This window comes from Armatimonas sp. (genome assembly GCF_043760365.1).
GTDB lineage: Bacteria > Armatimonadota > Armatimonadia > Armatimonadales > Armatimonadaceae > Armatimonas.
In genome coordinates, this window is record NZ_JAYUPA010000745.1 from 1 (window position 1) to 10,081 (window position 10,081).

Genomic DNA, 10,081 nt, shown 5'->3' on the forward strand with positions numbered 1-10,081 from the left:
GGGCGAGATTGTAGCGAAACAGGAGTACGAAAAGGAGATTACTTGTAGGTTTGTGCATCCCCCAGAACCGGGTGACAAGCTCCAAATACTCCAGCACGATGTCACGCTCGCCCCGGCTCAGCAGAGTTTGGGCGAGGTGCATCTGCGGCCCGAAGGAGTCAAGCTGCGGCGAGCCAGGCGTGTTTCCTGCCGCGAGCAAGTAGCGCTTCGCGGAATCCAAATCGCCCTCACGCACAGAAATCAGTCCCAGGAGCTGATTCGCATTGTGTATCGTATTGCCGTAGTGCCAAGCAGTCGGGTCGGAGTCCGCCGCCAGCCACTCCTGGGCAAGCTGGCGTGCTAACGTCAAATCGCCGTCCTCCAACGCGCCCGTAGCCTCGTCTTTGAGGTCTTCGCGGCGCTCGTAGTGTTCCGGCATCACTTCACTTTTTAGGGAAGAAGAGTTGAGACAAGCACCGCTTGATCCGTGAAGAGCGGCGTGGCGCTGTCGGAGACGTGATGTTCAATGCGCTGGGTGTACTCACTGTCCTCAGGCTGGCGGAAGATGACCAGAAGCTCACGAGCGACATCGAGCACCCAGTACTCGGGGATTCCTGCACGGGCGTAGAGCATGGCCTTGTGCCCGAAATCATCGGCTTGTGTGCTATCGGAAACCTCGGCAACGAGAAGCACATCACTTGCCAAGGGAATGCGCCGCACAGGCTCGCGCAGAATCACAACATCAGGTTCCGGGCGATTAAGACTCTGATCGGCTTCATGGATTTCCATCGTTGCCTGCGTGCGGACTCGCGCAGGCCCTACCAGAGAGAGGCAATAGGCAAGCAAAAAGCTCACGGCGTTGGCATGTGGGTAGTTCTGCGGCATCTTGACAACAATCTCTCCATCAAGAAGCTCCCACTTACCCGTCAAGAGGCCAGAGCGCTCCAAAAATGCGCAGTCCTCGCGCGTCCAGCGCTTGCGGTGGGTGGGAGTTGGAGTAAGAACACCATTCATTTTTTTGTCTACACTACAAACTTCAGTGAGCTGGGGTCTTTGAGGACTTTGGCGGCCACGACGCCTTCAACATCCGTGAGGCGATAGTCGCGCCCGGCATAGCGGTAGGTGAGCTTGGTGTGGTCAATGCCCAGCAGATGCAGCATCGTGGCGTGCAGGTCATGGATGTGGCACTTGTCGCCCTCGGCAAACCAGCCGTAGTCGTCGGTGGAGCCGTAGGTCGTGCCGGGATTGACGCCGCCGCCCGCCATCCACATCGTGAAGCCGTGCGGGTTATGGTCTCGCCCATCGCCGCCCTGCGCCGTGGGAGTGCGCCCAAACTCACCGCCCCAGAGCACCAGTGTGTCTTCGAGCAAACCGCGCTGCTTCAGATCGCGGAGCAGACCGGCAATCGGCTTGTCTACTTCGGCGGCGTTTTTCGTGTGACCGTTCTTTAAATCACCATGCTGATCCCATTTATACGAGTGCGTCACTTGGACAAACCGGACGCCCGCCTCGCAGAAGCGCCGCGCGAGTAAACACTGCCGCCCGAAGTTGTCCGTGGGGTCTTTGTCAATGCCGTAGAGATCCAGAGTTGCTTGCGTCTCTTTAGAGATGTCCATCAACTTGGGCGCTTCCACCTGCATGCGAAACGCCAGCTCGAAGCTCTGGATGCGGCCTTCGAGAACCGGGTCCACGCCCCAGTGGCCTAGCTGCTCGGAGTCTAAGTCATGGAGATTGTCGAGCTGAAGCCGCTGAAGCGCCGCCGTGGCATCCGCGTTGCCAAGATGGGCGAGCTTGGCCTCTTTGGCCTTCACCGACGCATTACCAATCGGGGTGCCCTGGGTCCACGGGGGCAGAAACGCGGAGCTCCAGTTCTGGACGCCACCGTGCCCCAAAGTCGGGCAGATCGTGACGTAGCCTGGCAGGTTTTGGTTCTCCGTGCCTAGGCCATAGACCGCCCAGGAGCCCATAGACGGGCGAATCCCGACATCGGTGCCGGTGTGGACTTTGAGCAGTGCCCCGCCGTGCGCCGGGTTGCTACCGTGCAGCGAGCGAATCACGCACATCTCGTCCACGCACTTGCCCACTTCCGGAAACAGATCACTGACCTCGGTGCCGCACTTGCCGTAGTGGTTGAACTTCCACGGTGAGCCGAGTAAGTTGCCGGTCTGGGCGAAGACCACGCGCGGACGCTGACCGGCGTAGGGCTTGCCCGAGTCGCGGGTGAGCAGCGGCTTAGGATCAAACGTATCCACCTGGCTGGGGCCACCGTGCATGAAGAGAAAAATCACCCGCTTGGCTTTAGGCGCAAAGTGCGGTTTTTTGACCGCGAGCGGGTTCTCCGCACGGGCTTCGTCGGCGAGAAGCCCAGCAAGCGCGAGCATCCCAAAACCCGAGGCACTGGTCTGGAGCAGCTCACGGCGCGAGACGGCGCGCTGAAACCGATGGCAAGCGCGACTTTTCTGATTACTCATGGAGGTATTTTACCGCAAAGTCACCAAGGACCGATAGGGTTTATCGCTCTGTAGCTTGGGTACTATAATAACGAATGGCAGAGATGCCACTAGCTAAAAAGGAACTATCTAGGATGACAAGAACAAATATTTCGCTTACTGCGCTTGCGGCCCTCTCTCTTGCGGGCTGCGGCGGTACCAGCTTGAATGCCAGTCGTATGGTCGGTGAGAGCCGCGCCTTTGGAACGGGCAAGGTAGAGACCTGGGCGATGGTAGACAGCAGTGGAGAGATCTCCGAGGTCGGCGCGACCATCCCGATGACTCTCGTCAGGAACTTAGCGACAACTCCCCCGGGCGATGGCCCTCTGGGTGCCGTGGCATCACTGAAGTACCCGGAGATGGTTCGTCAGAAGACGTTCTTCAATACCCTGGCGCTCCATGCGAATCCTAATGGGCATCCGGGCGCGTACTACACCACCCCGCACTTCGATGTCCACTTCTACAATGTCCCCGACGCCACGATCCGCACCTACGGCCCGGTAGACCCGGCCTCTCAGGCGAGCTCCGTGGTGCTCCCGGCAGGCTACATCATGGAGCCGGGTGCCGTGCCGCAGATGGGAACGCACGCGATCACAGCAGAGGACGCCACCGCCCTAAACGGCGAGCGCAAGTTCATCAAGACGATGATCCAGGGCTACTTCAATGGAAAAGTAGTGTTTGTGGAACCGATGGTAACGCAGGAGCTGATGCTCTCCAAGGAGTCCTTCACTCTACCCGTTCCCAAACCCACAAGCTTCGGGCTGGCGGCTCCCACGCTCTACCCCACGAAGTTCCGTGCGGACTACAACGCCACCACCGACTCCTACGACTTCCGCTACACGGAGTTCGTCACGGTTCAGTAGCCACAAAAGCCCATTATTGCCGGATATTGCCGGAGGCACTAAGTGCCTCCGGCGATGTGCACCCGGATCAGCGGCTTGATCAGCTCCCGACGCTCGATAGCGGCCAGCGCGTTGGTGAAAGTGTTCAGTGTAAAGAGAGGCTCCCCGGTCCACCACTCGCGCTTGTAGGCTCCCGCACGAAACCCCTCCACCACTTGATCATGGGTCTCGGGCTCGTCGTAGCCGCCTTGGTAGATCGTAAAAGTCGCCGTGGTGCGTGCCGGACGGAGAATGAGTTTCTCCCAGTCATCGAGGCCGTAGATCCCCAGGATCGCGCCGTCGGCCAGAAACGGCAGAATATCATCGCTGGAGGATTCCTTACCCACGGTGTCAATCACGCGATTAAATTTCTGAGTGATCTGCCCCAGCGCCTTGTAGTTGACGTAGCCTGTCGCGCCCGCCTCGCGGAAGACAGCTTCGCGTGCAGCGCTCCCAATCACGACAATCTGCTCCGCGCCGAGGCATCTTGCATGGGCCACAAACGCCAGAGCATTGCCGCCGGAGCCCACAATAAGGAGCGTCGTTCCTTCCCCGATCCTCAGGCGCTGGGTGTAGCTCAGGGTCTCGCGGAGGGTGATAAAGAGCGGCCCGGCCTCGGCGGGAATGTCGCCCGGAATGACTTGATGGATGCGGTAATCGTCCCACTCCGACTTCTCCACGCCATCTTCCTGCATCGCACGCCAGTCCCGACAGAACCCAAACTCCGCAAAGCCCCCCCAGCCGATATTCCAGCTTCCGTCGGCGGCGGAAGCGGTTCCCACGCGTGCGACCAGATCGCCCACTTTCAGGTGCCGCACTTTGGGGCCGCGCTCCACCACGCGCCCGACACTCTCGTGCCCGAGCACCAGGGGATAGGGCATGTCCCAGGGCAGTCGGTCGTGCAGAATGTGCCCGTCGGTGCCCGCGCAGATCGTCCCGTACACAATCGCGACTCGGCAGTCGTAGTCCGTTAGCAGCGGCGGCTCTTGAACATCACGCACGGAGACGGTGCCATCCGGGGTCTCCACATAAATTACTTTCATGCTCCTTGATTCGGCAAAGGTGCGCTCCGCTCCTGCCATGGTATAATACAAAGTTGCCTCCGCGCTACGGCTTGCGCCTGCGGGGGTATTTTCATGTCAGGTTGTTTACTATGCTTAGAAATATTGCCATCATCGCCCACGTTGACCACGGAAAGACGACCCTCCTTGACGGGATGCTCAAGCAGGGCGGAGTCTTCCGCGAGAACCAGGAAGTCGCCGAGCGGGTGATGGACCGCATGGACCAGGAGCGTGAGCGCGGCATCACCATTGTCTCCAAGCACACCGCGCTGGTCTACAAGGGCCACAAGATCAATGTGGTAGACACGCCCGGTCACGCGGACTTTGGCGGAGAAGTCGAGCGCGTGCTGCTGGTCGTGGATGGCGTCCTGCTTTTGGTAGACGCTGTAGACGGCCCGATGCCACAGACCCGCTTTGTTTTAGAGAAGGCGCTCGCCGCCGGGCATAAAGCCATTGTGGTGATCAATAAGATGGACCGCCCCGATGCCCGCCCGGACTGGGTGGTCAACGAGACCTTCGATCTGTTCCATGCGCTGGGTGCTACCGACGAGCAATTAGACTTCCCGGTGGTCTATGCCACCGCACTCGATGGCCGCTCGTCGCTCAACGAGGACTACGCCGATGCGGTAGACCTCCAGCCACTCTTCGACACGGTTCTGGCCACCGTTCCCGAGCCTCGGGTTCTCGGTACCAAAGACGATCCCACGCAGGCGATGATCTCCACCATTGATGGCGATCCGTATCTGGGCCGTCTGGGAATCGGGAAACTGTTTGCAGGAACACTGCGCCCCAACCAGCCCGTGACGGTTTTCCGGCGCGATGGCTCACGCTACACCACCAAGCTCCAGAGTGTCTTTGTCTACGAGGGCATGAAGCGCATCCCGGTGGAAGCGGCCTTTGCGGGGGATATTATCGCCATCACGGGCCTGCCGGAGATCACGATTGGGGAGACAATTGCCTCAGGCGACAATCCCCAGCAGATCCCGCCGCCCACCGTGGACGAGCCAACACTCAAGATGACCTTTGGGGTGAATACATCGCCGCTCGCGGGCCGCGAGGGGCAGTTCTCCACCAGCCGCAAGCTGCGTGAGCGCCTCTTCAAAGAGCTTGAGACCAATGTCAGCCTCAAGGTTGAGGAGAGCGAGACGCCGGATAGCTTTATTGTGTTTGGACGCGGGGAGCTTCACTTAGCGGTGCTGATCGAGACCATGCGCCGCGAGGGCTACGAGCTGCAAGTGTCTATGCCCGAGGTCATTACGCGAACCGGGGAGAAAGGCGAGAAGCTAGAGCCCTTTGAGCGTGTCTTCATCTCGCTCCAGGAGGAGTACTCTGGCGCAATTGTCCAAGCACTGGGTGAGCGCCGTGGGGTGCTGATGAACATGCAGCAGTCCGACCGAGGCGACACGCGCCTGGAGATTGTGATTCCCACCCGTGGCCTCTTAGGTTTCCGCTCACGCTTCTTAACCCTCACCCGGGGCACGGGAATCATGTCCGCGCTTCTTGAGGGGTATCTTCCCTGGGCCGGGCCGGTTCCGCACCGCTCACAGGGCAGCCTGATCGCCAATGAGTCTGGGATGACCACCAACTTCGGACTGACCAACGCGGAAATCCGCGGAGAGATCTTCATTGGCCCCGGCATCGAAGTGTACGAGGGCATGATCGTGGGCCGTCACCAGCGCGAGGGCGATCTGGTGATGTCCGTCACCAAGCTCAAGCCGCTGACCAACATGCGGGCGTCTAACAGTGATATCTCGGTGCGTCTCACTCCGCCCACGGACATGAACCTAGACCGTAGTTTAGAGTACATCGGCCCGGATGAGCTAATGGAAGTCACACCCAAGAACGTCCGAATGCGTAAGCGCGAACTAAACTTCAAGCTACGTAAGCGCTCCGAAAAGGGCGATTAAGTTTCCGCCCCGATGAACCGGGGCGTCTTATTGTCGTCGCGGGCTCCGACACGAAGGGCGTGCCGCCCATGGGTATTCAGATGGCCGGAACGGCCTTTGTGTCCGAGGTACGAGGACAATAAGACGCTCCCGTTCATGGGAGCGAGTCATCAGTCGGTTTTCTACCGCCGAAACGCCGCAATCACCGCGTCCTGCCGTGCGTCCACCTCAGGATCCGTGCTCTGCCGGGTTGGGTCTGCTTTGAACCACTCCAGTGAGCGGCGCACGCCCTCGGCCCAGAGTACCTCGGCTTTGTAGCCCGGCACGAAGCGCTTCAGCTTGCTATTGTCCAGCACCACCGAGTTGACCTTGTCTCCGATCAGTGTCCCCTCCCAGTCCGGGTAAAGCTTCATACAAAAGTCCGACGGTATATGGACAAAATCGGGAGTCACACCCAGCGCATCCGCCACAGTCTGAAAGAGCTGATTCCAGCAGAGCACTTCATCACTAGTGATATGAAACGCCTCGCCATAAACCTCGGAGCGGCCCAGCAAGCCCACAAACCCCTTGGCAAAGTCTCCGTTCCAGGTGTTGGTCCACAGCGACGTGCCATCACCCGGGACGATCACCGGCTTGCCCGTGAGCAGACGCTCCACCACTGTCCACGGATGCGCCCAGCTATTCAAGACCAGCGGCAAGTTCGCATGGCCGTAGGTTAGTGAAGGCCGAATGATCGTGTAGTTTAGCGTGCTCTGGCTACGGAGAAGCTGCTCACAGGCTATTTTATCTCTGGAGTACTGCCAGTGCGGGTTCTCCAGAGGCATCTCTTCTGTAATCAGATAACACTTTGGCGGCTTCTGGTAGCAACTGGCGGAGCTAATAAAAACAAACTGCCTGGTCAGTCCTTCACACAGCGCGAGCCGTGCCTCCAAGTCCTCAGGGGTGAACGTAATGAAGTCCGTGATGGCATCAAAGGGCGCATGCGCTGCCAGTGCAGCACGAACCCCCTCTTGCTCCCCCTTCACATCCCCGGTTATCACTGTCACACCCGGCGGCGGGAGATACGTCTTTGAGCTTCCCCGGTTGAGCAGAAAGACCTCCTGCCCCTGCCGCACGGATTCCTCTACACAGGCCGACGAGATAATCCCTGTGCCACCGATATATAAAACACGCATGACTTTCTCCTGATGGCCGCTCGTCCTCCGCCCCATGAAATGGGGCGTCTAAGTGGCACTGCGTGCCGCAAAGCCCGTGCCGGGCTACCCTATCCCCAGCCCGGAACGGGCTTTGCGGCGGAACGCCACCTCGACGCCTAATTCTATTGGGCGACGGCGCGGGGCGGACTACTTCGTCTCGGGGAGGCGCGTCGTCTGCCAGAGAGCAAACTTCCACTCGCCCTTTTGCCGTGTCCAGACTTCGGTGAAGCGTGCCTTAAACGCCACCTCGTTCTCACCCGACTTGACTTTCACCTCAGCAATCCCTGTGACAATCACGGTATTGCCATACACTTGGTGCTTCTTCTCAGAAAGCACCAGGGAGAGGTACTTGGTCGCGCCCGTCTTCAGAGACTCCAGCAGTGTTTCTTTGGTGTCCACTTTCCCGTTGGAGTGCGTGTAGACCATGTCCTTGGTGAAGATCGCTTCGAGCGCGGCCATATCGCCCTTCACCAGCGCCTCAATACGCTTCGTGTCCGCGTCATTGGCAGCGGCAATTGCCTCCGCACGGGTAGGAGTCTTCTGCGGCGTGGCTTGCGGCGCGGGCGTGGCTTGCTGGGCAAAGACCGGAGCGGGCGCGACCAGAGCCGCGCAAAAAAGAAAAGTCATTCTCATGGGCAGATTATAGCCGATTGCGCCCCTAATTTACCGAGAGCGCCTTGAGGTCAAGCGCGGCCTTGCGATTGGCGAGCAAGCGCTGATACTCGGGCGAGATCACTTTCACAAACTTGGGTAGCTCGTTTTCCCAGTTGTCCAAGAACGCCTGGCCGCGCTTGCTGCCCGTGTACTTCACGTGTGCCTCGATAAGCTCCCGGAGCACCCCCGCATCGTCGCCGGAAACCGCCTCACGCAAAATGGACGGCAGATTCGTGGGGAAGAGTTCTCGGATCAGTGCGACATCGTGGCCCGTCACCGGCCCACAGCCTGCGGCAAGGTCCTGGTTGATGCGCTTGGGGAAACCGCCCTTGAGGTCATACACAAACGCGATCCCGCCGGACATTCCCGCCGCAAAGTTGCGGCCCGTACGGCCCAGAACCACGGTGATGCCGCCGGTCATGTACTCGCAGCAGTGATCGCCCACGCCCTCGACTACCGCCACGGCACCGGAGTTGCGCACACAGAAGCGCTCGCCGACAGCCCCGGTCAAGTAGGCCTCGCCACCGGTTGCCCCGTAGAGCAGCGTGTTGCCCGCGATGATATTCTCGGACGCCTCGAACGTCGTTTCTTGAGGTGGATGCACGATAATCCGCCCCCCCGACATTCCCTTGCCGACGTAGTCGTTGGCATCCCCGACCAGCGTGAGCTGCATTCCTGGCGCGAGAAACGCCCCGAAGCTCTGCCCCGCCGAGCCGGTAAAGTCAATCTTGATCGTATTGTCCGGGAGGCCCGCCGCGCCGTAGCGCTTGGCCACTTCCCCCGAGAGCATAGTTCCACACGTGCGATTATGATTGAAGATCGGCATCGTGAACTTTACTGGCCGCGCATCCTCCAGCGCGGCCTTCGCCTGCTCGATCAGCTTGTAGTCTAGTGCGCCCGTTAGCCCGTGATCTTGCTCCTCCACTTTTCGGGTCGCCACGCCTGCCCCTGCAAACGGTGTTCCCACCAGAATCGTGGAGAGATCCACGCCGCGCGCCTTCCAGTAGCGCACGGCCTCGCTGGTCTCTAAGTACTCGGTGCGCCCAATCAGCTCGTCTAGGGTGCGAACGCCCAGCTCGGCCATGAGCTGGCGCACTTCCTCAGCGACAAAGAAGAAGTAGTTGATCACGTGCTCGGGCTTACCGGAGAACTTCGCCCGAAGCGTGGGATCTTGCGTCGCAATGCCAACCGGGCAGGTGCCAAGATGGCAGACACGCATCATGATGCACCCCTGAGCCACCAAAGGCATCGTGGAGAAGCCAAATTCCTCGGCCCCCAGCAGCGCGGCGACTAGGACATCGCGGCCCGTTTTGAGCTGACCGTCGGCCTGAAGACGCACGCGGCCCCGCAGCTCATTGCGCACCAGCACTTGCTGCGTCTCGGCAAGGCCCAGCTCCCAGGGAACTCCGGCGTGCTTGAGCGAGCTCAGCGGCGACGCGCCCGTGCCACCGTCGTAGCCCGAGATGAGAATATGATCCGCATGCGCTTTAGCCACGCCGGCAGCAACTGTGCCGACGCCCACTTCAGCGACTAATTTGACCGAAATGCGCGCCGCCGGGTTCACGTTCTTCAGATCAAAGATGAGCTGCGCCAGGTCCTCAATAGAGTAGATATCGTGGTGCGGCGGTGGCGAGATTAAAGTGACGCCCGGGGTCGAGCGGCGAATACTGCCGATGTACTCGTCCACTTTATGCCCCATGAGCTGGCCGCCCTCGCCGGGTTTTGCTCCCTGCGCCATCTTGATCTGTAGCTCATCAGCGTTCACTAAGTAGTGCGTGGTCACCCCGAAGCGGCCACTAGCGACCTGCTTGATCTTGCTGCGGCGCTCGTCGGTGTAGCGTGCCGGGTCCTCGCCGCCCTCGCCCGTGTTGCTCATTCCGCCCATGCGGTTCATGGCAATCGCGAGGCCCTCGTGGCTCTCCCGGCTGATCGAGC

8 protein-coding genes and 1 pseudogene are annotated in these 10,081 nt (G+C 60.1%); 2 read left to right on the plus strand and 7 right to left on the minus strand.

Features of this window, described 5'->3' with window-relative positions; all coding sequences use genetic code 11:
* From ACH2EH_RS17705 to ACH2EH_RS17715, 3 genes and pseudogenes are all read right to left on the minus strand, one after another.
* Positions 1–418: pseudogene (locus tag ACH2EH_RS17705) on the minus strand (hypothetical protein); the annotation flags it as partial.
* Between the two features lie 11 nt (positions 419–429).
* Positions 430–993 carry a Uma2 family endonuclease gene (locus tag ACH2EH_RS17710; protein WP_395143660.1) on the minus strand — a complete coding sequence of 188 codons (564 nt, stop codon included), beginning with the start codon at positions 991–993 and terminating at the stop codon, positions 430–432.
* A gap of 8 nt (positions 994–1,001) precedes the next feature.
* Entirely contained in the window at positions 1,002–2,450 is a 1,449-nt protein-coding gene (locus ACH2EH_RS17715; protein WP_395143662.1) for a DUF1501 domain-containing protein, read from the minus strand.
* A 113-nt stretch (positions 2,451–2,563) separates the two neighbouring features.
* Here ACH2EH_RS17715 and ACH2EH_RS17720 point away from each other — a divergent pair, with 113 nt between their 5' ends.
* On the plus strand, positions 2,564–3,331 hold the full coding sequence (locus tag ACH2EH_RS17720) for a hypothetical protein (RefSeq protein ID WP_395143664.1): 768 nt from the start codon (positions 2,564–2,566) through the stop codon (positions 3,329–3,331).
* A gap of 38 nt (positions 3,332–3,369) precedes the next feature.
* Here ACH2EH_RS17720 and ACH2EH_RS17725 read toward each other — a convergent pair whose 3' ends face one another.
* A complete protein-coding gene (locus tag ACH2EH_RS17725; RefSeq protein WP_395143666.1) occupies positions 3,370–4,392 on the minus strand; it encodes an alcohol dehydrogenase catalytic domain-containing protein in 1,023 nt (340 codons plus the stop codon).
* 110 nt (positions 4,393–4,502) lie between these two features.
* On the opposite strand from ACH2EH_RS17725, the gene typA reads away from it, so the two are divergent.
* On the plus strand, positions 4,503–6,317 hold the full coding sequence (typA, locus tag ACH2EH_RS17730; protein ID WP_395143668.1) for a translational GTPase TypA: 1,815 nt from the start codon (positions 4,503–4,505) through the stop codon (positions 6,315–6,317).
* A 161-nt stretch (positions 6,318–6,478) separates the two neighbouring features.
* On the opposite strand, the gene ACH2EH_RS17735 is transcribed toward typA, so the two are convergent.
* The 3 genes from ACH2EH_RS17735 to ACH2EH_RS17745 form a co-directional block, all read right to left on the minus strand.
* Complete coding sequence (locus ACH2EH_RS17735; RefSeq protein WP_395143670.1) at positions 6,479–7,471, minus strand: NAD-dependent epimerase/dehydratase family protein; 993 nt, start codon at positions 7,469–7,471, stop codon at positions 6,479–6,481.
* A 168-nt stretch (positions 7,472–7,639) separates the two neighbouring features.
* The gene (locus tag ACH2EH_RS17740; protein WP_395143672.1) at positions 7,640–8,125 is read right to left on the minus strand and encodes a nuclear transport factor 2 family protein; all 486 of its coding nucleotides are present in this window, start codon (positions 8,123–8,125) and stop codon (positions 7,640–7,642) included.
* A 25-nt stretch (positions 8,126–8,150) separates the two neighbouring features.
* Positions 8,151–10,081, minus strand: a 1,931-nt coding sequence (locus tag ACH2EH_RS17745; RefSeq protein ID WP_395143674.1) for a glutamate synthase-related protein, incomplete at its 5' end; no start/stop codon positions are given.

Bases quoted from the DNA above. Each gene is read 5' to 3' on its own strand.
- ACH2EH_RS17715 (WP_395143662.1), bottom strand. From the start codon at position 2,450: ATGAGTAATCAGAAAAGTCGCGCTTGCCATCGGTTTCAGCGCGCCGTC.
- ACH2EH_RS17710 (WP_395143660.1), bottom strand. From the start codon at position 993: ATGAATGGTGTTCTTACTCCAACTCCCACCCACCGCAAGCGCTGGACG.
- ACH2EH_RS17720 (WP_395143664.1), top strand. From the start codon at position 2,564: ATGACAAGAACAAATATTTCGCTTACTGCGCTTGCGGCCCTCTCTCTT.
- ACH2EH_RS17740 (WP_395143672.1), bottom strand. From the start codon at position 8,125: ATGAGAATGACTTTTCTTTTTTGCGCGGCTCTGGTCGCGCCCGCTCCG.
- ACH2EH_RS17725 (WP_395143666.1), bottom strand. From the start codon at position 4,392: ATGAAAGTAATTTATGTGGAGACCCCGGATGGCACCGTCTCCGTGCGT.
- typA (WP_395143668.1), top strand. From the start codon at position 4,503: ATGCTTAGAAATATTGCCATCATCGCCCACGTTGACCACGGAAAGACG.
- ACH2EH_RS17735 (WP_395143670.1), bottom strand. From the start codon at position 7,471: ATGCGTGTTTTATATATCGGTGGCACAGGGATTATCTCGTCGGCCTGT.